This window comes from Clostridium sp. CTA-19 (assembly GCF_054767855.1).
In genome coordinates, this window is sequence record NZ_BAAABH010000039.1 from 1 (window position 1) to 26,229 (window position 26,229).

25 protein-coding genes and 1 riboswitch are annotated in these 26,229 nt (G+C 26.8%); of the genes, 22 read left to right on the top strand and 3 right to left on the bottom strand.

Annotated features, from left to right (window positions below):
• Positions 1-6: 6 nt before the first annotated feature.
• The 10 genes from ACYUE0_RS15640 to ACYUE0_RS15685 all read left to right on the top strand — a co-directional run bounded on the left by ACYUE0_RS15640 (position 7) and on the right by ACYUE0_RS15685 (position 9,254).
• A complete protein-coding gene (locus tag ACYUE0_RS15640; RefSeq protein WP_460271489.1) occupies positions 7-120 on the top strand; it encodes an IS3 family transposase in 114 nt (37 codons plus the stop codon).
• Positions 121-855: 735 nt separating this feature from the next.
• Positions 856-3,993 (top strand): GNAT family N-acetyltransferase, encoded by a 3,138-nt coding sequence (locus tag ACYUE0_RS15645; protein WP_460271447.1) that lies wholly within the window; start codon positions 856-858, stop codon positions 3,991-3,993.
• A gap of 143 nt (positions 3,994-4,136) precedes the next feature.
• Entirely contained in the window at positions 4,137-4,268 is a 132-nt protein-coding gene (locus ACYUE0_RS15650; RefSeq protein ID WP_280527036.1) for a hypothetical protein, read from the top strand.
• A 362-nt stretch (positions 4,269-4,630) separates the two neighbouring features.
• Positions 4,631-5,086 carry a GNAT family N-acetyltransferase gene (locus ACYUE0_RS15655; protein WP_460271450.1) on the top strand — a complete coding sequence of 152 codons (456 nt, stop codon included), beginning with the start codon at positions 4,631-4,633 and terminating at the stop codon, positions 5,084-5,086.
• 24 nt (positions 5,087-5,110) lie between these two features.
• Positions 5,111-5,575, top strand: coding sequence for an NUDIX domain-containing protein (locus ACYUE0_RS15660; protein ID WP_216451290.1), 465 nt, complete (start codon positions 5,111-5,113; stop codon positions 5,573-5,575).
• Between the two features lie 129 nt (positions 5,576-5,704).
• On the top strand, positions 5,705-6,478 hold the full coding sequence (locus ACYUE0_RS15665; protein ID WP_460271452.1) for a class I SAM-dependent methyltransferase: 774 nt from the start codon (positions 5,705-5,707) through the stop codon (positions 6,476-6,478).
• 595 nt (positions 6,479-7,073) lie between these two features.
• Positions 7,074-7,334 (top strand): hypothetical protein, encoded by a 261-nt coding sequence (locus ACYUE0_RS15670; RefSeq protein ID WP_460271454.1) that lies wholly within the window; start codon positions 7,074-7,076, stop codon positions 7,332-7,334.
• The gene (locus tag ACYUE0_RS15675; protein WP_460271456.1) at positions 7,310-7,666 is read left to right on the top strand and encodes a YdcF family protein; all 357 of its coding nucleotides are present in this window, start codon (positions 7,310-7,312) and stop codon (positions 7,664-7,666) included. Before ACYUE0_RS15670 ends, ACYUE0_RS15675 begins: the two co-directional genes overlap by 25 nt.
• A gap of 82 nt (positions 7,667-7,748) precedes the next feature.
• Positions 7,749-8,417 carry a Type 1 glutamine amidotransferase-like domain-containing protein gene (locus ACYUE0_RS15680; RefSeq protein ID WP_010296245.1) on the top strand — a complete coding sequence of 223 codons (669 nt, stop codon included), beginning with the start codon at positions 7,749-7,751 and terminating at the stop codon, positions 8,415-8,417.
• Positions 8,418-8,693: 276 nt separating this feature from the next.
• Positions 8,694-9,254, top strand: a complete 561-nt coding sequence (locus tag ACYUE0_RS15685; RefSeq protein WP_460271459.1) for a histidine phosphatase family protein — start codon at positions 8,694-8,696, stop codon at positions 9,252-9,254.
• A 50-nt stretch (positions 9,255-9,304) separates the two neighbouring features.
• Here ACYUE0_RS15685 and ACYUE0_RS15690 read toward each other — a convergent pair whose 3' ends face one another.
• Positions 9,305-9,994 (bottom strand): cyclic nucleotide-binding domain-containing protein, encoded by a 690-nt coding sequence (locus tag ACYUE0_RS15690; protein WP_460271461.1) that lies wholly within the window; start codon positions 9,992-9,994, stop codon positions 9,305-9,307.
• A 565-nt stretch (positions 9,995-10,559) separates the two neighbouring features.
• Here ACYUE0_RS15690 and ACYUE0_RS15695 point away from each other — a divergent pair.
• Positions 10,560-10,982: a DMT family transporter gene (locus ACYUE0_RS15695; RefSeq protein ID WP_460271463.1), complete on the top strand. Its 423-nt coding sequence runs from the start codon at positions 10,560-10,562 to the stop codon at positions 10,980-10,982.
• An 11-nt stretch (positions 10,983-10,993) separates the two neighbouring features.
• Positions 10,994-11,434 (top strand): DMT family transporter, encoded by a 441-nt coding sequence (locus ACYUE0_RS15700; RefSeq protein ID WP_460271465.1) that lies wholly within the window; start codon positions 10,994-10,996, stop codon positions 11,432-11,434.
• A gap of 27 nt (positions 11,435-11,461) precedes the next feature.
• On the opposite strand, the gene ACYUE0_RS15705 is transcribed toward ACYUE0_RS15700, so the two are convergent.
• Complete coding sequence (locus ACYUE0_RS15705; RefSeq protein ID WP_460271467.1) at positions 11,462-12,283, bottom strand: phosphotransferase; 822 nt, start codon at positions 12,281-12,283, stop codon at positions 11,462-11,464.
• Positions 12,284-12,479: 196 nt separating this feature from the next.
• A riboswitch (cobalamin riboswitch) is annotated at positions 12,480-12,653 on the top strand.
• A 154-nt stretch (positions 12,654-12,807) separates the two neighbouring features.
• Here ACYUE0_RS15705 and ACYUE0_RS15710 point away from each other — a divergent pair.
• The 4 genes from ACYUE0_RS15710 to ACYUE0_RS15725 are packed head-to-tail and all read left to right on the top strand — an operon-like array spanning position 12,808 to position 16,152.
• Positions 12,808-13,722, top strand: coding sequence for an ABC transporter substrate-binding protein (locus ACYUE0_RS15710; protein ID WP_460271469.1), 915 nt, complete (start codon positions 12,808-12,810; stop codon positions 13,720-13,722).
• Positions 13,712-14,734: a FecCD family ABC transporter permease gene (locus ACYUE0_RS15715; protein WP_460271471.1), complete on the top strand. Its 1,023-nt coding sequence runs from the start codon at positions 13,712-13,714 to the stop codon at positions 14,732-14,734. Before ACYUE0_RS15710 ends, ACYUE0_RS15715 begins: the two co-directional genes overlap by 11 nt.
• A 4-nt stretch (positions 14,735-14,738) precedes the next feature.
• On the top strand, positions 14,739-15,494 hold the full coding sequence (locus ACYUE0_RS15720; protein ID WP_460271491.1) for an ABC transporter ATP-binding protein: 756 nt from the start codon (positions 14,739-14,741) through the stop codon (positions 15,492-15,494).
• A 10-nt stretch (positions 15,495-15,504) separates the two neighbouring features.
• Complete coding sequence (locus tag ACYUE0_RS15725; protein WP_460271473.1) at positions 15,505-16,152, top strand: Dph6-related ATP pyrophosphatase; 648 nt, start codon at positions 15,505-15,507, stop codon at positions 16,150-16,152.
• A gap of 132 nt (positions 16,153-16,284) precedes the next feature.
• Here the strand turns inward: ACYUE0_RS15725 and ACYUE0_RS15730 are convergent, their stop codons facing one another.
• Complete coding sequence (locus ACYUE0_RS15730) at positions 16,285-16,740, bottom strand: MarR family winged helix-turn-helix transcriptional regulator (RefSeq protein WP_460271475.1); 456 nt, start codon at positions 16,738-16,740, stop codon at positions 16,285-16,287.
• A 361-nt stretch (positions 16,741-17,101) separates the two neighbouring features.
• Here ACYUE0_RS15730 and ACYUE0_RS15735 point away from each other — a divergent pair, with 361 nt between their 5' ends.
• The 6 genes from ACYUE0_RS15735 to ACYUE0_RS15760 form a co-directional block, all read left to right on the top strand.
• Positions 17,102-19,318 (top strand): ABC transporter ATP-binding protein, encoded by a 2,217-nt coding sequence (locus tag ACYUE0_RS15735; protein WP_460271477.1) that lies wholly within the window; start codon positions 17,102-17,104, stop codon positions 19,316-19,318.
• Positions 19,311-21,173: an ABC transporter ATP-binding protein gene (locus ACYUE0_RS15740; protein WP_460271479.1), complete on the top strand. Its 1,863-nt coding sequence runs from the start codon at positions 19,311-19,313 to the stop codon at positions 21,171-21,173. Before ACYUE0_RS15735 ends, ACYUE0_RS15740 begins: the two co-directional genes overlap by 8 nt.
• 267 nt (positions 21,174-21,440) lie before the next feature.
• Positions 21,441-22,427, top strand: coding sequence for a sodium:calcium antiporter (locus tag ACYUE0_RS15745; RefSeq protein WP_460271481.1), 987 nt, complete (start codon positions 21,441-21,443; stop codon positions 22,425-22,427).
• Between the two features lie 573 nt (positions 22,428-23,000).
• Positions 23,001-24,506: a S41 family peptidase gene (locus tag ACYUE0_RS15750; protein ID WP_460271483.1), complete on the top strand. Its 1,506-nt coding sequence runs from the start codon at positions 23,001-23,003 to the stop codon at positions 24,504-24,506.
• Positions 24,507-24,664: 158 nt separating this feature from the next.
• The gene (locus tag ACYUE0_RS15755; protein ID WP_460271485.1) at positions 24,665-25,579 is read left to right on the top strand and encodes a polymorphic toxin-type HINT domain-containing protein; all 915 of its coding nucleotides are present in this window, start codon (positions 24,665-24,667) and stop codon (positions 25,577-25,579) included.
• Positions 25,580-25,668: 89 nt separating this feature from the next.
• A partial coding sequence (locus ACYUE0_RS15760) for an immunity protein Imm33 domain-containing protein (RefSeq protein ID WP_460271487.1) occupies positions 25,669-26,229 on the top strand: 561 nt, incomplete at its 3' end.

The following is a 26,229-nucleotide window of genomic DNA, read 5'->3' on the forward strand; positions in this document are numbered from 1 at the left end:
GATGATATCCGCAATAATATAAATGATTTTGTTTATAGATATAACAATGAGAGAATACACTCTTCAATTGGATATGTTACACCACACGAATATTATCTTAAGAATTTAATGTGTGTTTAAAAATTTAAGCATATATTAGTATAAGTTAATTTTGTCCAATTAGAGGGGAGACGTCCGCAGAAAATGAGAAGGCACTTTCCTTGTATTTAAATGAAGGATTTGTAAAAAATCTGTGTCAATATGCCATGAATATTATTTAAATTCAAAATAGATTATTTCAATGAATGTTTAACAATGAGATTCCTGTATAATAAATGCGAATTTGATGGTGCGGAGCATACCAAGTTTGATAGACACATAGAAAAGTATGTTCTTAATAAGTGGTGAGTAAGATAATTTTTTCAGTAGAATATAAAAAACTTTTGCTCAACTTTAATACTGAAATGTTTTGGTAATATATAAAATATTTAAGGGTAAGTATAATTAAATTAATAGGATAAATCTTTATAAATAAGTTTAGAATACATCATTTAGTCAATGAATTATATAAGGAGGAGCAAGAAATTATACATGATAGTAATTTAAACGCTGAATTTTATATGTAATTATATGGATACGGATTGGTTTTAAAGATAATTCATTAATCTATATAGCAGATGAAAATATTTATAAATTTTCAAGATGATTAAAGAAAATAAATATGATTAGTAATTGCAAAATTATATTTAAAAGTGATGATTGATTTATATGGTAATGTAGGTAACTTTAAAGATAAAAAATTTTATTGCAATAAGTAATTTATAAAAAGTTAAATGGATATATTTTTATAACTATATGACATAAGGGGGCAAGATTATGGATGGCTTGAAAATTGTAGAATATACTCCAGCCTACGCAAAGGCTATTGCAAAGATGTGGACAATGAGTACTGAAGGATGGAATGGAAGTTATGCAAATGTAACTGAGGAAAGTATTTTAGAGTCACATAAATCTAATTCAAACTTAAATACTTTTCTTGCTGTTAATAATGAAGAGGTTTTAGGCTACTGTGCTTTATTATCTCAAAAAGAAGCACTTAAGATAAAGTTATTAAATACGAGATATGACTGTCATGGTAATGGAATTGGAAAAGAAATTATTAAAGCTGTAGTTAATAGAGCTTTAGAACTCGATTATTCAATGATAGATCTTCATACATGGTCTTCAAATAAGAAATCTATACCATTTTATAAGCGTTGCGGATTTTTCTTGGAAAAGAACAAATGTTCTCATTGCATAAGCTTTATACCATATATTTTAAAAATAGAAGCTCTTAAAGGATACTTCGAAAATGAGGATTGGTATAGTGGTTTAAAGCAAAATATGGACATGGAGCCTAGTGGAATTGAAGAGAATGGTTCTGAATTTTATGAATATAATTGGGAAAGAAATAATAAAAAACTAAGGTTACAATTTGAAAGTCGTAGTAGAGGATTACGACTTATTGAGACGGATGATTATTTAATATCTGTAATAATTAATGATGAAACTTTTATGTTTGGAAAAAAATACAAAGTGTTCTATGAAATAATTAATAAGACAGGAAAAGCAATAAAAATAAAAATAAAAGGTGAAGATGATAAGAATATAAAATTTCAATTAAACAAGGAAGTAGATGTTAATGAAAAAGAAATAGTGGAGGGTGAGTTTTATATTGAGTCTTCAGATGATGAAATCTATGATGAAAAAATATATCCAGCAGTTGTATCACAAATTTTCATAAATAATAAAATAGCTTTGTTTAAGGTCGGAATATTGACAAGGCTACCAGCAAAAATAAATATTTTATCAGAAAGTATCGAGAGAGTTTCTGGACAATGTTCAAAATTTTATATAAACATTAAAAATAACTTATGTGAAGAAGCTACTTTTGAATTTAAACTTAATAAAAATGAAAATATAGAATTTAAGAATAGAGATTTTAAAGTTAAGCTTAATGATAATGAAAAAAATTCAGTAGAAGTACCTTACTATCTCAAAAAACCAACAGTTTATTCAGAGTGGATTAATGTTACTGCTATTTTAAAAAGTGGAGAAAAAATTGAATTTAAAGCTAATGTAATAGAGTTTTTTAAAGGAAGAGGAGGAAAATTTGGAGGAGAGACAAATACTGATTATATTATTGTAAATGGTGCATACTCAGTTATTTTAGCTAAGGATGACAACTGCATATGCTTTAGAAAATTTAAGAATCAATTTAGAGAAATAGTTTTATTTACTCCTGAATTTGAAATGTCTAATCATAATGAACTTATAAGTAAGAAAATAGAAAATATTTGTTGGTATGAAGAAAATGAGCATATGATTCTCAAAGGAGATTATTTTTTTAATAATTATAGTGAAATGAAGGTAACTTTAATAGTAAAGCTTCACATAACTGGCATTGCTCAGAGTTATTTTGAAGTATACAATTTAAGTGATAACAAAACAGATGAGGAAATATTAATAAAGCAACAAATATATCATGATGAACTAAGTAGAGGAGTAATACCTTATAATAACAAATTTATTAAGTTATCAGATATGGCTTTAGAGGATACAACTCCATTTAAAAGTGAATTGCTAAGTGAAAATTGGATCTTTTCAGGAGATGATAATAATACACGTAGCCTTTGGTGGGATAAAGACAAACTTCTTCATTTTGGAGAGTGGCCTTACATATACCTTGAAGAGAATGTTGGCATAGTTAATGGAAAAAGTAAAAAAACTACTAAAGCAATTTATGTAGCATTAACAACTTTCGAAACTTGGCAAGATTTGAGAAGTTTCGCTTTGAAGACATTTCAGAAGGGGTTAATATGCAACGCTGAAGGTGATAATTTAAAAGATAACAAAACTCTTAATTTATACACAACTAATGATTGTGAAGTATCTATAAATGAAGGAAATCCGTTTATTAAAGATGGTGTTTCAGTAGAACTAAGAAAATATAACGAAATTCCCATTAAAGGCAAAATAAAAGTTGACTCAAAAAAGGGATTAGTATGTTGTATAGAAAAAAGCTTTGAAAATATGACATTGGCCATGGAAGTTTTTACATCAATGGCGGATGAGTATGATTCTGATATTATTTCTGTTAAAGCAGACTTAGGTTTATTACTTTTTGAAAAGAATTCTGCCTTATTTAAAATTAAAGATGTAGACTTTAAAACGCAGATAAAAAAATATGAAGGATTTAACATTTATTCAATAAATAATGGGGTGATGACCATTAAGTCCTCTCCAGATTTTACAAGTGGAATATATTCATTAACCTATAAAAATGAGGAATATCTCCATAGTAAGTTTCCAAATTCAGAAATGCGAACATGGTATAATCCATGGTTTGGTGGAATGCAGACTGTACCTAGAAATTGGTACGTTCAATCTACAAGTTTATTAAATGAAAAAGTTATAACAAACTTTGTTAAAATGACAGATACATGTGGAAATCAATGGCAGGGCATAAAAACATCCTTGAATATAACTGAAAATGAGCAATATAAAGGCTTGAAAATTAATGAATATTATTTGATGCTGCCAGGAGTTCCTGTATTATGTCATACTTCTGAAATTATTAATAGTACAGGAGAGTTTATGAAGAATATGCTTTTAGCTCATAGAAATTTCTTTAATATTGGAAATGATATGATGAAGAACTTTGTCACGTTTAAAGATTCTAGTAATGAAATAAAAACTTATAGGGTTGGAATTGAATTTTGTGATATTTTCCCAAGTTCATCATTGTTTTATGGAAATTATGATATAGAAGATAAAATTCAAATATATGCAAATAAAGAGGATACTATGGAAAGGTCTACTATAAGTGTAGATGATAATGTGTATTTGGTTACAAAAAATTTAGATATTGCGAATCATGATAATATATTTATGAATCCAATGTTCTATATTTTTACAAATAAAAGTATAGATGATGAAATGCTTAATAATTTAAAAAATATTCAATTTAAATAAGAGAAATAAAAATGAAAATGTGTGGATTAAAATTATAAAAATAAAGTTTAATTACTGATCGAATAAATATTAACAAGAGGAAAATTGTATGAATATTTTCACAATTGTATGTTTTTTCTATAAGTTTATAGGAGTGATTAACAATGAAGGATTTTAAAATAAATAGTCCAAGAACAAGAAGATTATATGAAGATATAAGAATTAATTATGCATATTTTAACATGAAATTAGCAAACGGATTTAAAAATCTTTTAGGTATGAAGGACAATATTTAATGAAATAAAAGAATAAAAATAAAAGCCTCTTGAATATAAGCTTGAGAGGCTTTTCTAATCTAAATTTAGAAAGATTTCGGTGAAGTTATAATATAAATGAAAAATATTTAAAGTTTAAGATTATAAGAAAATGAAAATTATATTTTATTTTTACAGTAGAATATAAAAAATAATAGAAAAGGAACTATTAAATTAATAGAATGTAAATAATATGAATAATGTATATATATAAGTTACAATACGTGCTACAAGTTTTTACAAAAATAACAACTATATAGAATTATAATATAAAAAGGAAGCAAAATAAGAAATATGGTAGCAGTATATAAATAAAGGTAATGCTAAATAAGAGGGGATTAGATATGAACTATAAATTAAGAAGGGTAACTAATGAAGATGTAGAAGATTTTTTAACATGGAAATATGGTGGAATATATTCATTTTTTGATAATGATTTTTCACAGGGGAAAATTGATTATGTCAAAAGTTTTCCAAATGATAATAATGTTTTTTCTGTTTATAGTGATAAAAATGAACTTGTAGGGAATTGTGCAATTTATTTAAGTGATAAGGTAACTTTTTCAGTACAGTTAAGACCTAGTTTAACAAGCAAAGGTCTAGGAAAAGAATTTTTAACTTCAATTTTAAATTTTATAAAAGAAAGATATAATTTAAAAACTATAGGGTTAACAGTGCTTAAGTTTAATGAAAGGGCAATTAGGCTTTATAAAAGTTTAGACTTTAAAGTAACTAATGAGTTCATTGGAAAAACTGTTAAGGGCGAAATGGAGTTCTTAACTATGGAAAAAGAACTTTAATTATTAAGAGAAATGGAGAAAGATATGGGACAAGCAAAATTTTACTATAAGAATAATAAGGCCCCAAAACCTAATAAGCCAAATAATGTAGGAATTAGTGCAATAATTGAATATAACGGGGAAATATTATTAGAAAGAAGAACAGATAGCAATAGGTGGGCTTTGATAGGTGGAGGTTTAGAGATTGATGAAAGTTTGGAACAAGGCATAATTAGAGAAATTAAGGAAGAAACATCACTTAATATTGAAGAAAATCAATTATGTTTTTGGAGAATTTATTCAGATCCATCACGTATAGTTGAATATCCTGATGGAAATATATTGAGGATAATAACAGCTGTTTATTTAGTGAAATTAGAGAATAGGCATAAGTTAATATGTAGTAAGGAATCATTAGAATTAAGATATTTTAGTTATAATGAATTGAAAAAATTGAATATAGCTGAAACACACAAACATATAATTGATGATTATTTAATGTGTTATTAGGAAAGTAGTATATATTACATTAAAAATGAATCTATTAAATAAGGAAGGGAGAAAGTAGTAGATAGTTTTAAATATAGTATTTTGATTACTTAGTATTATTAGTTACAAAATCTACTACTAAAAATAGAAATGGATTTTATTAATTATAATAGAGAATCTTGGAATAAAGAAGTTGATAAAGGAAATATGTGGACAAAAGTAGTAAGCAAAGAAGCAGTTGAAAAAGCTAGAAATGGAGAATGGAGTATTGTATTAACTCCAACCAAAGCCGTGCCTAAATCATGGTTTCCAAAAGAACTTATAGGTAAGAAGATTTTATGCCTTGCATCAGGTGGGGGACAACAAGGGCCTATTTTAGCCGCTACAGGAGCAAAAGTTACTGTTTTTGATAATTCGCCTAATCAGTTAAATCAAGATAAGTTTGTAGCAGAGAGAGATGGATTAACTATAAATACAGTTCAAGGTGATATGAGGGATTTATCTGTCTTTGAAGATAATTATTTTGATTTTATAATTCATCCAGTATCAAACTGTTTTATAGATAATATTTTATCACTATGGAGAGAGGCTTATCGTGTTTTAAAGAAGGGTGGAACATTGATAGCTGGTTTCGATAATCCAATTCAATATATATTTGACTTAAAAGAATTAGAACAAGGCAACTTAGTAGTTAGACATAAGGTGCCATATTCAGATCTAAAAGATTTATCAGAAGAAGAATTTAAAGAGTTAGTTTTAGATCAAAATGAACCTATGTGTTTTGGGCATACTTTAGAAGATCAAATACATGGACAAATAGAAGCAGGCTTTGTTATTTCAGGCTTCTATGAAGATAAGGCAATGAATGATTTATTGGATACTTATATTCCTACTTGGATAGCAACAAAGGCTGACAAACTATAGGCGTGGCAACAATATATAATGTAATAAAGATTAAAAAGTAAGAAGATACTTTAATATAGGGATACAAGCTCAAATTTAGATTTATTTAATAACTTAAAAATATTTTTATACAGAATTAAGTATTGAGTTTAGGTGCTTATGAGCTAGTATCACTATTTCGGGTATCCAAGTTTTGGAATGAGTAATTTTAAAAGTCAACTTGGAATCCTATATAAGAAAACAAAATAAATTTATTATTAAACCGAAATAGGATATTTAAAAAAGGAAGCCGATATGTATTAGCAAATCCTTTAGTCTGTAAATTAGTTTGTGTAAAGCTCAGAAATAATATTAGATTGATATACATTGGGGTGAAACCCCAGCAAATGGATTGATTTCTCTTGTTGAAACAAAGTGGTAGAATGAGCAATTAGGCTTTATAAAAGTTTAGACTTTAAAGTAACTAATGAGTTCATTGGAAAAACTGTTTTAATTATTAAGGGAAGTGGAGAAAAATATGGGACAAGCAAAATTTTACTATAAAAATAATAAGGCCCCAAAATCTAATATATATTAAATTAAAAATAAACTTATTAAATAGTTTATGGTGGGAAGAATGAAATCTATAAATGATATAACAAATTTTATATTTTTTGAAAATAACATTAAAAAAGCAGATATTATTTTTATACCTGGAGGATCCTATGCTGAACTAGGGGAAAAAGCAGCAGAACTTTGGAAAAATAATTATGCCCCACGCATTTTACCTTCTGGAAAGTATAGCCCTAAGTATGGATATTTTCCAAATCCATCATCAAAAACAGATGAATATAATAATGCATATAACACAGAATGGGATTTTTTTATGATGTTTTAATTAAAAATGGTGTTGATAAAAACGCAATCTTAAAAGAAAATAATGCTGAAAATACATATGAAAACGCGTTTAAATCTCGTATGGTTACAGATAAGTTAGGGTTGAATATAAGAAGAGCAATAATCTGTTGTAAAAATTTTCATGCAAGGCGTTGTCTTATGTATTATAAGTGGGCATATCCAGATTCAGAATTGATAATTTGTCCATGTGAGGTACAGGGAATAAATAAGAGTAATTGGTTTAAAACAGATAAAGGAATAGAGAGAGTTATGGGTGAGTTAACAAGATGTGGCTCACAATTTAAGGAGTATATCAAGGAATTTGCTGAATAAATTTGATGAAATTCTATTAATAATTGAATTAAAATTAATAGATAAGCTATGAAAAGATATTGTAAAAAGGAGAATAAGAACTATGGTGAATATATTATTAAGTCAATATAATTTTCATGAAAAATGGGCTAGAGAGACCATAGAAGAATATATACATTCTTATAATAAAGTTGTAGTTATTCCTTTTGCTTTTAGTAATGAGGCTATATGTAATTCTGTAGATTGGGAAAAAGCGTATAATAAGGAAAAAGGTAAGTATTATAAGCAAATAGTTGAGCCTTTTATAGATTTAGGTATTAGTGAAGAAAATATTACTTTTATCAATTATTTTGAAGATACTAAAGATAATATGAAAAGAGTAATAAAGAGTAGTGATGTGGTGTTTTTAACAGGTGGACTTCCAGATATGGCAGTTGAGCACGTTTTAGAGAAAGATATACTCAGTAGTATAAATGAAAGCAAAATAGTTATAGGTGTAAGTGCAGGTGCTTTGATGCAATTAAATAATTATTATATATCCCCAGATAAAGACTATCCTGAATTTATATATTTAAAAGGGTTAGGTTTAATAAAGGAAAATTTCTATATTGAGGTTCATTATGCAGAAACTGATATGGAAAATAACTGTATAAAAAAAGCATTAGAAGAAAAGACAACTACAGTTTATGCTATTAAAGATACTGGAGGTATAATTTTAGATAGTGATAAAATCAGATTAATTGGGGATGTAACTAAATTTAATAGAGATTAACCTGACACAAATAGATGGAAATTAAATAGACTTATGATTGATAAAAAGTATAAAAAAGGATATAGAAGAATTGTTATCATGAAGTTGTTGGAGAATTTAAGGTGTAAGTTAGGAAAAATTAAGTTTTTACAAGTGATGTACCTAAAAATATTGTTACAAAAAATTTTATAAAAATATAGGTTTTAAAGAAACAAGAGAGGTAATCGGGGATGAAGAGGTTATGGTAATATAATTATAATAGTAGTTTTAAAAAGCAATATAGAGGGGGAAATCATTATGACTAAAATATATTTTGTAAGACACGCAAAACCAGATTTTAAAATTTTGGATGATCTGACTAGACCATTGACCGATGAAGGTCTTAAAGATAGTGAAAGTTTATGTGAGCTTTTTAAGAATAAAGATATAAATAAAGTATATTCAAGTCCGTATAAAAGAGCTATAGATACAGTTTTACCTGTGGCACAAATGTTAAATTTAGAGATTAATATTGTAGAAGATTTTAGAGAAAGAAGAATTTGTAATAAATGGCTAGATGATTTTGATAGCTTTGCAAAAAATCAGTGGAAGGATTTTAATTATAAAATTGAAGATGGTGAGTGTTTATTAGAAGTACAACAAAGAAATATAAATGCTTTAAAGAGTATATTAAGAGAAAATAATAGTAATAACATAATTATAGGAACTCATGGTACAGCATTAAGCACTATTATAAACTATTATGATGTAACTTTTAAATATGAACATTTTGAAAGAATAAAAAATATAATGCCGTGGGTTGTTATGTTAGAGTTTGAAGGTGAAAATTTTGTTAAGTTTAAATATATAAATAATTAACGTAGTAAAGAAGCTATAAACTATTTATTTTTAATAGTTTATAGCTTCTATTATTTTTCATTTTTATATATATCTCTTGCTAACTTTTTTAGTTCATCCATATTTAAAATTGTTATTAAATTAGAATTTTTTATTATTAAGTTTTTTTCACAAAGATTTCTAATAACTCTATTTAAGTGCCTATAGCTAGAACCTAGAAGCTCGGATATATGGGTTAATTCATCTATTTCAACAGTATTGTTATTGTTAATAGGTAAGGATAAGATATAGCTTACAAATCTATTTTCTAATGGATATAACATATTTATTGAGCTAAAAATAGAATTGTTTCTCAGCTTTTTTTCTAAAGAGGATATTATAAATCTTAAGAAAACAGAATCATCATATGCAAGTTTTTTAACTTTATCAATAGGAATTGCTATAAGGTGACATGATTCAATTGTTTTTACAGAACAATCAGCAGCTGAATTATCCAAAAATTCAATATCCCCCATTACCGAAAGAGGGGTTATAAAGCATATAAGTAATGACTTGCCTGTGGAGAGAAGAGTATAAACTTTTGCTTTACCTTTAACTAAAAAATATATATATTTCATATCTTCATTTAGAGTGCAAATCATTTCATTTTTATCAAATGTATGAAGTTCGCAACATAAAGATAAACTTTCACTTAGGTATTTATTTAATGAGTATTTTTCTAAATAAGCATTTATTAATTTTCTGTTTTTAGATTTTTTCAACTAAAACACCCCTTTATATAATTCAAAAATTAAAAAAATTCTATTTAAATCTATTATATAGGACATTTGTCCTATATAATAGATTATTATTTTGATATTATATATCTAATTTGATTAAGTTATAGGGTTCCAAACTGACTTTAAAATTTATGAACTTATCAAATGAGAAAATTTAAGATTAATATTATACTAATAGTTTACAGATTATTTTAGTTAAAAGTTAAGAGTGAATAGTTAACAGTTGTGGCTATTACTATTCACTTTGCTCCTAGTAATTCTCAACGTATATTTTTATAAATTTGCAAAGCAAATTATATTATTAGATTAAAAGAAAGTGGTATTACTTTCCTTCTGAACTCTTAATTATTAATTATCTCTTTTTAATTGAAATACTTAATTATGCTTCTATTATCTTTAAACTTTATATGAGTTTAATGTGAGAAGATTTAAACTTCTAGGTTCTTAACTAACTATATTTGTACTTATTTTTCTCAACTGATAACAAAAATTTGATGAATAAGTTTAAATTGGAGCTTGTCTCTATATAGTATTGGGGTGATTAACAATGTATAATATTTTAGCACTTTTTATAGGAAGTTTAATTTCTGTTATGATTACGTTTAATAGTCAATTAGAAAGTAAAGTTGGATCAATGTATTCCCTTATAATAATTCATTTAGTTGGATTAATAGCAATAATTTTAATTATGATAATAAAAAGACAAAGAGTAAGCATTAAAAGAGATGTTCCTAAATATTTATTTCTAGGTGGTGCTGTAGGAGTAGCTTTAACTTTAAGTAATATTATAACAATAGGAGGAATCGGTGTTACATTAACTACATCGTTGGCTGTATTTGGACAGTTAGTATTTTCTTCATTTATAGACCATTATGGCTTGTTTGGAATGAAAAAGTATAAGTTTAATATTAAAAAATTAATGGGATTTACTATTATAATAGTAGGGTTAATAGTAATGACAATAGGATAGGAGGAAAAAACTTGTATATACTTGCAATAATAGGTGGAGTTTTAACAACCTTATCTATGGTAATTAATTCATCGTTAGGAAAAAGAATAGGAGTATTACAAAGTACTTTAATAAATTATATTGTAGGACTATTATGTTCTATGGTAGTGCTTCTAATTTTAGGAAGTAATGTTGAATTATCTATGGTGGAATTTGAAAATATACCTATGTTTGTATTTTGTGGTGGTATTATAGGTGTTGTTATAGTATATACTTCTAACATAATAATACCCAAAATACCTGTGGTTTATAGCATGCTATTGCTATTTATAGGTCAGATAGTAGCTGGTATTATAATTGATTTTTTAATAAATAAAGAAATAGAAATTAATAAAATATTAGGTGCCATGGTAGTTACAATAGGAATTTTATACAACTCCAAGGTAGACAATAAGATATGTAGTGATAATTAAAAAACATATATAAAAGACGATAAGTATTTACAAATACTTATCGTCTTTTAAGTCATTATATAGCTCTATAAGAACAAGATCGCCACCTTTTTTATAATCATAATCAGATGTTGAAGAGAATGATTTTACATAACTCCAACATATATTCCATAGTTTAACTACAAAAAGATATCTTTTAAATTTAAGATGTAATTCCTGTGAAAAGTTATTAAAATAAGACATTAAAAATATTTTTCTAGAATTATCGTCTAACAGCCAACAAAATGTTGCAATATCATAAAAAATATCCCACATGCCACTAAATTCAAAATCTATTAAAAATACTTCATCATTTTTATAAAGGATATTTGATGGGTTTAAGTCATTATGACATAAACCATAATTTATATGATTACACAAAATAGGTTCAATAGTGTCAAGTTTGCTAATTATAAATATAAATTCATTAGAAAATTTAAAATTGAGTTTTTTTAGTATAGATAGTTTTTTTCTTATTTCATTAAAGGGATTATATATATAATCACATTTTAGGTTATGCATACTTTTTAATTTATTAGATAAACTTAAAAGAAACTTTGGGTCTGTACAAGTAGATTCATCTATACGTGAATTTGAAATGAACTCGCTTATTATAGTGTAGCTACAAGTATCTTTATAGATTACTTTAGGACATATGTGGTTAAGGTCTAATAAAGTTAAAAGTTTATATTCATAAGAAAAGTTCTTATTTTTATCTTTAAAATTACATTTCAAAAAATAGCTTTTATCATCATAGCTTAACAGATAATTTAAATTATTTAACCCATCAATTCGGGTTAGTTTAACAGTATTTTTAGCGTTTTGTATCATTAAATCACCTACACAAAATTTAATAAACATATTATAACATATATAACTATTGTAAAAATAAGAAGAATATCAAATTTATATGTAAAATTATTGAATATTTATTATATAATTGTAACTAATACTTAAAAATACTTAACAAATAGACATTGACATAGATATATGTTCATAATATAATAATAATTGTTACAATTATAAAAATTATCATTATATTATAGGTGTTTTTCTTAATAGGGAATGAAGTGAGAATCTTCAACTGACCCAGTAACCGTGAAGCTGACGAAGTTTTATAAGCCACTGCAGTATAAACTGTGGGAAGGTAAAATGGAGGACGAAGCAAAGTCGGGAGACCTGCCTATTAATTGTACTATAGTTCTCTGTGGGTGGAATATTAGGGTACATGTTATGTTATTTTATTTAAAGAGTAAAATAATTTAGTGTATTACGGCATACCTACGGGTGTGTTTTTTTTATTTTAAATAATAAATATATAATAATTAATAAATATATGATTTGGAGGAAAAATTATGAATAAATCAAAAAAAATTCTATTGGTATTATTATCAGCAATGATGAGTTTAGTTTTATTGGTTGGATGTTCAAGCAAAACTACAACTATGAAAGACAGAGAAGGAAATGAATTCACAGCGCCAGAAAAATTAGAAAAAATAATTTCTACAGCGCCATCAAATACTGAAATTTTAGTGGGATTAGGGTTAGGTGATAAACTTGTAGCGGTTGATACATATTCATCTGATGTTGAAGGAATTAAAAAAGATATAACTAAAATAGATTTTAGAAACCCTGATGCAGAGGCAATTATAGCACTACAACCAGATATTGTAATAGCTTCAGGTCATAATAAAGAAGGAAATGAAGATCCATTTAAAGTTATAAAAGAATCAGGAATTCCAGTTGTATACTTACCAAGCAGTGATAGCGTAGATGGAGTATATGAAGACATCAATTTTTTAGCAGAACTTACTGGAACTAAAGAAGAAGGAAAAAAAATTGTTGACGACATGAAAAGTGAAATAGATAAAATAAAAAAAGTAGGAGAATCAATTACAGATAAGAAAAAAGTTTATTTTGAAATAGGATCAGCATCAGGATTATACAGTTTTGGAAATAATACATTCTTAAATGAAATGATTCAAATAGTAGGTGGAGAAAATATTTTTGTTAATGAAAATAGCTGGATTGCACCTAGTGAAGAAAATGTAATTTCAGCTAATCCAGATGTTATATTAACAAATGAAGAATATATTCCAAATGCAGTAGAAGGAATTTTAAAACGTCCAGGTTGGGAAAATGTTAATGCAGTTAAGAATAAACAAGTTTATTTAATAAATCAAAACGCATCATCACGTGGAAGCCAAAATATAGTAAAAGCTTTAAAAGAAATGGCTAAAGCTATATATCCAGACAAATATGAAAAATAAAAAATTATTACTAATATTGGCTGTTCCAATAGTATTTTTGGTAATCTGTATGGGAACTTCTATAGGAAGTTCCCATATTGGTATAAGTGATATTGTTTCAATAATTGGAAATAAATTATTTAATATACCACTACAACCAGGGATACAGCCTAAAGATGTATCAATAATTTGGGTTATTAGGCTTCCAAGAGTGATTTTAGCATTTTTAGTGGGTTCAGCATTGGCAGTAAGTGGTGCAGTAGTTCAATCAGTTTTAAAAAATCCATTAGCATCTCCTTATACTTTGGGGGTTTCATCAGGAGCTTCTTTAGGTGTAGGAATATACATAGTTTTACATATTTCAATACCGTTTATAGGCAATTTAGCATTACCGTTTATAGGATTTTTATCTGGTATAATAACAGTATTTTTAGTAATTGCCTTTGCAAGCAAGGTAGATAAAGGTTTATCAAATAGCACTATAATTTTAGCAGGTATAGTATTTTCATTATTTACAAATGCTCTTTTAACAACAATTTCATCATTTTTTAGTGAAGATATAAAAACAATAACGCTTTGGCAAATGGGTTCTTTTGCAATGAAAGGATGGTCATATGTTACAGCAGGCATTCCGTTTTTTATAATAGGAATGGCAATTGTTTTAAGATATTGTAGAGAAATGGATATTTTAAGTTTTGGAGAAGAACAGGCAAAATCAGTAGGTGTTGAAACTGAAAAAGTAAAAAAATTATTATTTGTAGCTACTGCAATATTAACAGGAACTGCAGTGGCGTTAAGTGGTGTAATTGGTTTTATTGATTTAATAACACCACATATGGTAAGAAAAATATTTGGATCTAATCACAAAATAGTAATTCCAATGTGTATAGTGATTGGTGGTTCATTAATGGTAATTACAGATTTAATTGCAAGAACAGTAGTATCACCATCAGAATTGCCAGTAGGTGCAATTACAGCACTTATAGGAGCGCCGTTTTTTGGATATTTATACTTTAATAAAAGAAATAGGTGATAATATGCTGAAAATAAAAAATTTATATTGTGGTTACAATGGTTTTGATATAGTTAAAGATATATCTATAGAAGTAAAAAGAGGGCAAAATTTATCGATAGTAGGGCCTAATGGATGTGGAAAAACTACTATGTTAAAGGCAATAGCAAATCTTATAGAGTATAAAGGTGAAATAAATATAGATGGAGAAGAATTAAAGACAATAAAACGAAAAGAACTTGCAAAAAAGATTGCTTTTATGACACAGACATCTGAAATTTATTTTCCTTATACAGTTTTTGAAACAGTAGCTTTAGGAAGATACGCACATTTTGATGGGATATTTTCTAAGCTTTCAAAAGATGATGAAGAATTAGTTTTAAGCTGTATAGAAAATGTAGGATTATTAGATTTAAAGGATAAAATGATAACAGAGCTATCTGGTGGCCAACTGCAAAGGGTATATTTAGCAAGAGCTTTTGCCCAGGATCCAGATATAATTTTACTTGATGAACCAACAAATCACTTAGATTTAAAATCTCAAATAGAAATATTAGGACATATAAATAAATGGACTAAAGAAAAGAATAAAACAGTAATAGGTGTGTTACATGATTTAAATTTAGTTCAGATGTTTAGCGAAGAAGTAATAATGATTAAAGAAGGACATATTATAGCTAAAGGTAGTTGCGGTGATGTGTTAGAAGAGGAAAGACTTAAAGAGGTTTATGGACTGAATATAAAAGAATTTATGGTTAAAGCTTTAGAAAAATGGAAGTAGGAGAGGCATTATGAAAAAGAAATTTATTATGTCATATAGTTGTGGAAAAGATAGTACATTAGCCCTTTATAAAATGGTTAATCAGGGCCATATTCCAAGTGGGTTATTAGTTACAGTTGATGAGAGTCTAAATAGAAGTTGGTTTCATGGAATTCCAGAACCAATGCTAGAAAAAGTTTCGGAATCAATGAATATTCCATTAATGTTAGTAAAGTGTAAAGGAAATCAGTATGAAGCAACTTTTGAAAATGCATTAAAGAAGGCAAAAGAACAAGGCGTAACTGCTTGTGTTTTTGGTGATATAGATATAGAACAACATAGACAGTGGTGTAGTGAAAGATGTGAAAAAGTTGGTATAGAAGCTATTTTTCCATTATGGCAAGGTAATAGGGAAGAAATAACCTATGAATTTATAGAAACTGGGTTTAAAGCAGTTTTGAAGAATGTTAAATTAGAATATTTAGATGAGGATTATTTAGGAAAAGTCTTAACTAAAGATTTGGTTGGGAAAATAAAAAGTACAGGCGCTGATTCTTGTGGAGAAAACGGAGAATACCACACTTTTGTTTTTGATGGACCACTTTTTAAATTCCCTATAGAATTTACTACAAACGGAAATATAACAAATAATGGATATGGTTATTTAGATATAAGATAACATGTTATTGACAAGTTCGGAATTATATTGAATTAAATAAAAAATTGCAGAATTCATTTTATAAGATAAAAGATTATAAAATGAACTCTGCAATTTTTTTATTATAATTTAGTTGTAAAGTATAAGCTTAAATTAATCCTCAGAACTTATTGCTGTAAGAACTTCCTTTAAATTATGTATAGATAATGCTAACTTGTCTATTTGATCTTCTGATAATGTAGAAAATTTACTTGTTAAAGTATCTAATACTTCATTATATTTTTCATCAAGATATTTTTCACCTTTTGGTGTTAATTCTATATTGATTATTCGTCTATCTTTATCATCAGGAAGTCTAACAACCATTTCTTTTTCAATAAGCTTATTTAGAAGTTTAGTCATATTAGGCATAGATATAAAAAGTCTTTTACTAGCCTCAGAAATAGGCTGCTTACCATAGAATTTTAAAGTAGCCATTACTTGAAAATGAGAATGATTAAGATTATCTTGAGAAAAGTTACAATTTCTTTTTACAAGTTTTTTTTGAAATAATGGTACTATAGTTAAAAAATCCTTAGCAATTAATTTTAGATTTTTATTATTATTCATTAAAAATTCCTCCCTTTAACATTATACCCTATTTTAATTAATTTTACATATTTATACAATCGAAAAAATATAAAAAATTTATTGACTTTCTTTTTTATGAGATATATACTTAGAAAATAATAGTTAAAAAATATAACTATTAAAAAACACAACTATTAAAAACTATAATTATTATATACCAAAATTAAAAAAAATCATAGATATAAATAATAATTATAAAATAATCAATACTATAAAGGTGGTGACAAATAATAAAATTTTATTAGTTATAATTAAGCTATTATTTGAAAATGAACTTATATTTATAATTAGTAAGTTTTAAATTACATATAAGAACGATTTAAAAGAAAGGGGAAGATTTATGTTTAAAATTGTAAAGTACTTAAAACCATTTTTTATGTCAATAGTCGCAGTTGTTTTATTATTGACACTTCAAGCAGTTTGTGATCTTTCGTTACCAGATTATACATCAAAGATTGTAAATGTAGGAATCCAACAAGGAGGAATTGAAAATGCTATTCCAAAATCAATTCGTGAAAGTCAATTAAATAATTTAACATTATTTATGGATGATGCAGATAAAAAAATAGTATTGGACAATTATGAATTGTTAAGTAAAGATAATCTTGATAAAAATGAATATGATAAATACATAAATAAATATCCAATTTTAAAAGATGAATCAGTATATGAATTAAAAGATATCAAAGATGAAGCTACAATAGATTCATTAAATACAATAATGTCAAAATCTATTATGAGCATTTCTGCACTAGAAATGGCTATTAAAAATGAGAGCATTCCTAATGTACCAAAAGATATGGATGTAGATACATTAATTAATAGTATACCTAAAGAACAATTTTCTAATTTAAAAACTCAAATGGATGAAAAAATTGCAGAGATAGATGAAAATATGTACACTCAAGCATCTATTTATTTTATAAAGGATGAATATAATAAAATAGGAATAGATACAGATAAAATGCAAACTAATTATGTATTTTCTTCTGGAGCTAAAATGCTTTCAATAGCATTATTAAGCATGGTAGCTACAGTTGCAGTAGGATTTATAGCAGCAAAAATTGCTGCAGGTATGGGCCGTAATCTGCGTGGACAAGTATTTGAAAAAGTGGTAGGTTTTTCAAATGCAGAATTCGATAAATTTTCCACAGCATCACTTATAACCCGTAGTACTAATGATATACAACAGATACAAACAGTTACAGTAATGCTTATAAGAATGGTATTTTATGCACCTATACTTGCAATTGGTGGAATTATAAAGGTTTTAAACACTGATACATCTATGGCTTGGATTATTGGAGTTGCAGTATTAGCTATTATATCAGTAGTGCTTGTATTATTTGGTTTAGCAGTACCTAGATTTAAAAAGGTTCAAAAACTTGTTGATAAATTAAATCTTGTAACTCGTGAAATGCTTACAGGAATGTTAGTTATTCGTGCGTTCAGTAATCAAAAGACAGAAGAAAAAAGATTTGATGAAACAAATACAGAGTTAAGAAGAACAAATACTTTTGTAAATCGTATAATGACTATGATGATGCCACTTATGATGCTTATAATGAATCTTATAACCATACTTATAGTTTGGGTTGCAGCAAATAAAATTAATGCAGCTGAAATACAAGTTGGAGACATGATGGCATTTATACAATACACAATGCAAATAATAATGGCATTCTTAATGATTTCAATGTTATCAGTAATACTTCCTCGTGCATCTGTATCAGCACAACGTATAGATGAAGTATTAACTACAGAGTTTTCAATAAAAGATCCTAATGTAAGTAAGGAAACTAAAAATAAAGGAAACATAGAATTTAAAAATGTATCATTTAAATATCCAAATGCTGAAGATAATGTTTTAAGCAACATAAATTTTGTTGCAGAACCAGGTAAAACTACTGCTATCATAGGAAGTACAGGAAGTGGTAAGTCAACACTTATAAATTTAATTCCTCGTTTCTATGATATAACAGGTGGACAGATTTTACTTGATGGTGTAGATATAAGAGACATTAAACAAGGAGATCTTAGAAAAAAAATAGGGTATGTTCCTCAAAAAGGAATATTATTTTCTGGAACTATTGAAAGTAACATAAAGTATGGAGCTGAAAATGCAACAAAAGAAGAAGTAGAAAAGGCTTGTAAAATCGCACAGGCTATGGAATTTATAAGTAAAAAAGAAGAAGGTTTTGAATCTCATATAGCACAAGGTGGAAGTAACGTTTCTGGTGGACAAAAACAAAGGCTATCAATAGCACGTGCCATTGCTAAAAAACCTCAAGTATATATATTTGATGATAGTTTTTCAGCATTAGATTTAAAAACAGATGCTATACTTCGTAAAGAATTAAAATCTGAAACAAAAGAAAGTGCAGTTATTATAGTTGCTCAAAGAATAAGTACAATTATTAATGCTGAACAAATAATAGTTTTAGATGAAGGAAAAATGGTAGGAATAGGTACACATGATGAATTGTTAGAAAACTGTGAGGTTTACAAACAAATAGCTGCATCCCAACTTACAAAGGAGGAATTAACTCATGAGTAATGGAAAGCAAAATAAAGGCAAGGCATCCATGGGCGGTGGTCCTATGGGAGGCATGGCTGCTGGTGGAGAAAAAGCCAAAGATTTTAAAGGAACAATGAAAAAGCTGCTTAGTTATTTAAAACCTTTTAGATTAGCTATGGTAGTTGTAGTAATTTTTGCAATAGGAAGTTCTGCATTTTCAATAATTGGGCCTAAAGTTTTAGGTACAGCAACTACAGAAATATTTGAAGGTTTAGTAAGAAAAATTAGTAGCAACGGTGTAAATGGTATAGATTTTGATAAAATTCAAAGAATACTATTAATTTTAGTAGGGTTATATATTATAAGTGCGTTGTTCTCATTTATACAAACATTTATTACATCAGATATATCTCAAAAGGTTTCTTATAATTTAAGAAAAAAAATATCAGAGAAAATAAATAAAATGCCACTTAAATATTATGATAAAAATACTAATGGTGAAGTATTATCTAGAGTTACAAATGATGTTGATGCAATAAGTCAAAACTTAAATCAAATTCTGTCACAAATGATAACAGCAGTTACCACAATGATAGGTGTATTGATAATGATGCTTTCTATAAGCGTTAAAATGACTATTGCGAGTTTAGTAATAATACCATTATCTATGGGCTTTATAGGGCTAATAGTTAAAAAATCACAGAAATATTTTAAATCACAACAAAGATATTTAGGAAACACTAATGGACAGGTAGAAGAAATATACAGCGGACACAACATAGTTAAAGCTTTTAATGGTGAAAAAAAGGCAATAGATGAATTTAACGGTTTAAACGAAAAATTATATAATTCGGCTTGGAAGTCTCAATTTTTATCTGGTATTATGATGCCGGTAATGACTTTTATAGGTAATTTAGGTTATGTTATGGTTACTATACTTGGAGGTTATCTAACTATAAAGAAAACTATTCAAGTTGGAGATATTTTATCATTTACACAATATGTAAGATCATTTATGCAACCTATAGCTCAAACAGCACAAATCGCAAATGTAATGCAATCAACTGCAGCTGCAGCTGAGAGAGTTTTTGAGTTTTTAGAGGAAGAAGAAGAGACAGAAGATGTAAAGGTATCTTGTAATACTGAAGATATAGAAGGAGCTGTTTCATTTAGAAATGTTAACTTTGGATATAGTGAAGACAAAACTATAATTAATAATTTTTCTGTTGATATAAAACCAGGTCAAAAGGTTGCTATAGTAGGACCAACTGGTGCAGGAAAAACTACAATAGTTAAACTTCTTATGCGTTTTTATGATATTAATAGTGGTAATATCTTAATAGATGGTCATGATGTAAAAGAATTTAAGCGTAATGATTTACGTAAAATATTCGGTATGGTACTTCAAGACACTTGGTTATTTAGTGGATCATTAATGGAAAATATACGTTATGGTAATTTAGATGCTAGTGATGATAAAGTTATAGAAGCAGCTAAACTAGCACATGCAAATCACTTTATAAAAACATTACCTGACGGATATGATATGGTTATAAATGAGGAAGCTAATAATATTTCTCAAGGTCAAAAGCAATTATTGACAATTGCAAGAGCAATAATTGCAGACCCTAAAATATTAATACTAGACGAGGCCACAAGTTCAGTAGATACTCGTACAGAGGTATTAATTCAAAAGGCTATGGAAAACCTTATGGAAGGAAGAACTAGCTTTATAATCGCACATAGATTATCAACAATACGTGATGCAGATTTAATTCTTGTAATGAAAGATGGAGATATAGTAGAACAAGGAAATCATGAGGAATTATTAAAAGCAAACGGATTCTATGCAGGATTATATAATAGTCAGTTTGAAGAAGTAGAAGCTTCATAATGATTTAAAAGTAAAATTAAAAGCTATGAATTAAATTGTAAAATTTAATTCATAGCTTTATTTTTATGTTTATATAAAATAAAACAGTATGTTATAATTATTTGTTAGATAAAAAGAAATTTAATATAGGATTTTGATATGAAATTTGAATTTAAAGTGATTTAGACCATATATCACTTTGGGGATATCCATGATTTAAAGGTAGAAATTTGAAAATTTAACTTGGAACTCTATATTATAAAAAGTTTTTAAGGGGATGAAATATTCATGATTTATTTAATTTATTTTGTTGTAGCTATATTGGTAGTTTTGTTATCTATTAAAGCAGCATATTATGTAGATTTAATAGACAAAACTACTAATCTTTCTGGTGCATTTATAGGCGGAGTATTATTATCTGCAGTTACTTCTTTGCCAGAATTATTAACAAGTATATCAGCTACAATGTTTTTTGATAACTCTGGACTTGCGTTAGGAAATATACTTGGAAGTAATATATTTAATCTTACAACTCTCTCAATACTAATACTGTTTTCATTCAGCACTTTTAAAAAATCAAAGGTATCTATTAGTCATAAACATACTGCAGTATATACTCTAATTATTTACATAATAATTATTTTAAATATGTATAAGATATTAAATTTGAACATTTTAACTGTAAGTTGTACTTCAATATTTATATTAATTATATATGTATTAGGTGTAAAATCTATGATTAATGATAATAGTGAAAAAGATATGGCTTTTGAAGAAATAGCTAATGATACTGTTACTGAAGAAGAATGTAGTTTAACATTAAAACAAATAATAATAAGATTTATATTTACAAGTATAGGGCTTGTTATAGCTAGTATATCAATAACATATGTAACAGATATAATATCAGTAAGACTTAATATGTCAGTTAGTTTAGTAGGTGCATTATTACTAGGAATTGCTACATCTCTACCAGAGGTAAGTTCAAGTATATCATTAGTTAGAATGGGTAATTTCAATGTAACCGTTGGTAATATAGTTGGAAGTAACTTGTTTAATTTCTTAATATTATTTGTAGTAGACGTTTTATATATAAAAGGTTCTATTTATAACTTTGGTGATAAGCAAAGTAAAAATTTACTGTTTTTTGGAATGATAAGTACCATATTAATGATTGTTATACTTAAAAGTAAAAAAGAAAAAACAAATAAATATATTATAATTGGAAGTGCTTTAGGTGTTATTATAAGCTATATAATGTTTTTATCAATATAGGGAAACAAGCGACCATTTAAATTTATTCGTCAAATTTTTGTTATCAGTTGAGAAAAATAAGTGCAAATATAGTTAGTTAAGAATTATGAATTATGAATTATGAATTTAGGATGAAGGTGACAACCACTTTCTGAAAATGATTTTAAAAAATCTATCAATATAATTTACTTTACAAATTTATAAAAAGATACGTTGAGAATTACTAGGAACGAAGTGAATAGTAATAACCACAACTGTTCACTATTAACTCTTAACTTTTAACTAAAATAATTTGTAAAATTTTAAAAAAAATATTTTATTGAAATAAATTGGGTTAAATCTATGCAGATACTTGTAACCATATAGAATAAGGGTCTCTAATAAATTTTTATTTATTAGAGATTTTTGTTTTTTATAAGATTAAAAAAATTAAATACATAAATTTGGAAGGGGTTTAATTTTGTATATTGAATTATGAAAGTAAGCTTAGATGAATATATACATATAGAAAAATTATAAGTTTTATATTAATTAGAATTTTTCAGATTGTTTTTCATAAAATGTAATAATATTCTTTTAGAAAGGATTAGTGTGATGAAAAAAAAGTTAATTAAGACATTAACTCCAATTTTAATATTGTCAATTATATTTTCAGTATACTTAATTAAAAAGAATTCAGAAGTTAATAAAAAAGAGAATTTCAACAAATTTGTAGAAGGTATTAATTTATCTAGGGATGAATTATTTAAAAATGCATCTTCTATAAAGGATGAGTATACAAATTGGCATTTAGGTGATGAATATGAATTTACCCCTGAAGAAACTAAAGAATTTGTAGAGTATCAAAAATTTTTTTATGATAAAAGTTTAATTCTAAATCCTAATATAATTTATAATGAAAAAAAAATAATAACTTATGATGAAGCTAAAGAAGATGTAGATAGTTTATTTAAGTTTTTTAGATATGGTTATGGGGCTTATGGATACTTTGGTGGTGATATTGTATTTAATGAAGCTAAAAAAAATATAATGGATGTGTTAAATGGACAGCAATCAATTAAAGCTGATGATTTTTCAAATTTATTATTAAATAATTTGAATTTTATAAAAGATGGTCATTTTGCATTAGCTAGTAAAAATCCGTTTTTTAATAAACTTAAAGTATATTATATATATGACAAAGATGAATTTTTTAAAGACGGTAATGGATATTATAAACTTGTAGATAAAAAACATCATTATATAAAAGAGATAAATAAAGATAACAATATAAATAAATATATGAAGTATACAATTAACAATGATGGAAAATTGGTATATAGCATAGCTATTTTACAAGAAGAAGTTTCATCAACTATTAATGCAGATGTTGTTTATTTAAATAATAAAGAAGATTTTAGTGAAAGTATAGTTTTAAATATGTTACCCTTTGATTTTCAAAAAGAGAATATTCCTTTTGAATATTCAATAAAAGACAATGTTCCTATTGCTAAATTAGGAGCTATGCATGCATCTAGTGAAGAAGATGACAGCCAATTTGATTTTCCAGGTACAGGTTTTGAAATGAAAAATTATCCAGTGTCAATATTAGATCTTCGTGGAAATAAAGGTGGATTTGTAACTGCTGGTACTAGTTGGATTAAAAGTTATTCTGATGGATACACAACTAACAGAGGGGCGCACGCAACTATATCTAATAATATGATAAGAGAATTTAATAAATATAATGGTTCAAATTATTCTGGAGGTTCAAATTCATTAAAGCCTACATCATTATCTAGAATACCAAATGATAAATTAGTATTTGTGTTAATTGATAAAGCCATTTTCTCAGCAGGAGAACATTTTATTGAATGTCTTATGAACATGGATAATGTAATATTAGTTGGAACAAATACATGTGGTGGTACTTTAAGTGGTGGCACATACTATTATAGGTTAAAAAACTCAATGATAACAACTCAAATAGGAAATTACTTATACATTTCACCATGTGATGACGATTTTGAATTTAATGGATTTCATCCAGATATATTAGTAGATTCTAATGAGGCATTAGAAAAGGTTCAAAAGTTAATAAAATATTATAATCTTAAATAAGGAATAGAAACAGTTAATATACTTTATTTATTAATTTTGGTGATATTATATTGTAATAATTTTATTATAAAAGCTTAAATTAATAGTGTGTTCATCATGTTATCAATAGATAGTTTGAATTATTTTATCCCTAAGACATAATTAATATACCACAACAAGTGCCAAAGTTAGCAGTAGCTAACAATATATCAAAAAGCGGTAGTGTTAGTTTTAGCAATAAAGTTTATAATGAAGCAGAAACATTAATTAGTAAAGGTATTAGTACTGAAGCTACTACAAGTAGCAAGTTTATTAATAATGCTAGCAAAGCTGATTTTGGAGTTTGCTTTATAGCTGGAACTAAAATAGCAGCAGAAGATGGAAATAAGTCTATAGAAAAAATAAAGATAGGTGATAAGGTACTTTCTCAAAACATATATACAGGAGAACAAGAATATAAGGAAGTAACAAATCTTTATGTAAAAGAAGTAGATACTCTAATTCATCTAGATATAGATGGTACCCAAATTAGTACTACAATAGACCATCCATTCTGGATAGTAGGAAAAGGCTGGACAGGAGCAGGAGAGTTAAAAGAAGGAGATAAAGTTCTTTTATCTTCTGGTAAAACTTTAAAAGTAACTAATAGTTATAAAGAAAAGTTAAGTAAGCCAGTAAAGGTATATAACTTTGAAGTTTCTAATTGGCATACTTACTTTGTTTCAGATGCTGAAGTACTTGTTCATAATACTTGTAGCATGGGAAGTGCTAAGGGGKCTGGTAGCCCTATAACAAAATCAGAATATAGTAGTCTTAGAAAGAAGACACCAAATAATGAGATTAGGAAGATGGTAAATCCAAAAGGACCAAAGGTAGATCCTGTTTATGGATATGAGACAAATGTTCTTGAAGCAGACCATATTGTACCTATGAAAGAAATTGTTAATATGCCAGGTTTTTCTCAATTATCAGAAAGCCAAAAAATAGAAATACTAAATTTAAAAGATAATTTCATAGGTTTAGGTAAGTCAACTAATACATCAAAAGGTGCAAAGAGCTGGGCTGACTGGGTAGGACATTCAAAATTAGGATAAGTTCCAAGTGATGTAAGAAGTAATATGTTGAAACTAGAAAGTTCAGCTAGAATTGCATTGCAAAAAGCGATTRAAGAGAGGTTAAAGTAATGATGAACATAAAAAAAAATATTGGTGGTAAGCTATTTAAAGTAACTTCTGAAGAGTACTTAAGTAAACAAGCAGACGCAATAATTGAGGTAATAGGTAATATTGAATTAAACAAACTAAAGGATAATTTTAAAGTACAAGTAGGATGGAGTATCTTTAAAGTAGTAGAAGATAGCGAGGGATTCAATATAATTGCACCGGATTACAACAGAAATCCATTTACTGAAAGTACTGATGATCTAACCATATCATTGTGGGTACAATTAGAGCAAAGTATTCTTTTAAATAAATTAAATTTAGATGGAGAAATGATTTCATTCCAAGACAAAGTAGTATGTTCCAAAGGAGTGCTAAAACTAGATAAAATTTACTTAGAAAGAAGTAAGGAACATGAGAAATATGACTCAGGATGGTATATTGGTCCAGTTGATGAAACAATTGCTACTGATGAGTTAGAAGCGTATTATGCATATCAATTATTAAAGATTAGACCATCAATAATTAAAACTCTAGCATTGCCAAGTGGTTATATGGCTATTTTGGAGAAAGATGAGTTAAAG

Bases quoted from the DNA above. Each gene is read 5' to 3' on its own strand.
- ACYUE0_RS15645 (WP_460271447.1), top strand. From the start codon at position 856: ATGGATGGCTTGAAAATTGTAGAATATACTCCAGCCTACGCAAAGGCT.
- ACYUE0_RS15650 (WP_280527036.1), top strand. From the start codon at position 4,137: ATGAAGGATTTTAAAATAAATAGTCCAAGAACAAGAAGATTATATGAA.
- ACYUE0_RS15655 (WP_460271450.1), top strand. From the start codon at position 4,631: ATGAACTATAAATTAAGAAGGGTAACTAATGAAGATGTAGAAGATTTT.
- ACYUE0_RS15660 (WP_216451290.1), top strand. From the start codon at position 5,111: ATGGGACAAGCAAAATTTTACTATAAGAATAATAAGGCCCCAAAACCT.
- ACYUE0_RS15665 (WP_460271452.1), top strand. From the start codon at position 5,705: ATGGATTTTATTAATTATAATAGAGAATCTTGGAATAAAGAAGTTGAT.
- ACYUE0_RS15670 (WP_460271454.1), top strand. From the start codon at position 7,074: ATGAAATCTATAAATGATATAACAAATTTTATATTTTTTGAAAATAAC.
- ACYUE0_RS15675 (WP_460271456.1), top strand. From the start codon at position 7,310: ATGGGATTTTTTTATGATGTTTTAATTAAAAATGGTGTTGATAAAAAC.
- ACYUE0_RS15680 (WP_010296245.1), top strand. From the start codon at position 7,749: ATGGTGAATATATTATTAAGTCAATATAATTTTCATGAAAAATGGGCT.
- ACYUE0_RS15685 (WP_460271459.1), top strand. From the start codon at position 8,694: ATGACTAAAATATATTTTGTAAGACACGCAAAACCAGATTTTAAAATT.
- ACYUE0_RS15695 (WP_460271463.1), top strand. From the start codon at position 10,560: ATGTATAATATTTTAGCACTTTTTATAGGAAGTTTAATTTCTGTTATG.
- ACYUE0_RS15705 (WP_460271467.1), bottom strand. From the start codon at position 12,283: ATGATACAAAACGCTAAAAATACTGTTAAACTAACCCGAATTGATGGG.
- ACYUE0_RS15710 (WP_460271469.1), top strand. From the start codon at position 12,808: ATGAATAAATCAAAAAAAATTCTATTGGTATTATTATCAGCAATGATG.
- ACYUE0_RS15715 (WP_460271471.1), top strand. From the start codon at position 13,712: ATGAAAAATAAAAAATTATTACTAATATTGGCTGTTCCAATAGTATTT.
- ACYUE0_RS15720 (WP_460271491.1), top strand. From the start codon at position 14,739: ATGCTGAAAATAAAAAATTTATATTGTGGTTACAATGGTTTTGATATA.
- ACYUE0_RS15725 (WP_460271473.1), top strand. From the start codon at position 15,505: ATGAAAAAGAAATTTATTATGTCATATAGTTGTGGAAAAGATAGTACA.
- ACYUE0_RS15730 (WP_460271475.1), bottom strand. From the start codon at position 16,740: ATGAATAATAATAAAAATCTAAAATTAATTGCTAAGGATTTTTTAACT.
- ACYUE0_RS15735 (WP_460271477.1), top strand. From the start codon at position 17,102: ATGTTTAAAATTGTAAAGTACTTAAAACCATTTTTTATGTCAATAGTC.
- ACYUE0_RS15740 (WP_460271479.1), top strand. From the start codon at position 19,311: ATGAGTAATGGAAAGCAAAATAAAGGCAAGGCATCCATGGGCGGTGGT.
- ACYUE0_RS15745 (WP_460271481.1), top strand. From the start codon at position 21,441: ATGATTTATTTAATTTATTTTGTTGTAGCTATATTGGTAGTTTTGTTA.
- ACYUE0_RS15750 (WP_460271483.1), top strand. From the start codon at position 23,001: ATGAAAAAAAAGTTAATTAAGACATTAACTCCAATTTTAATATTGTCA.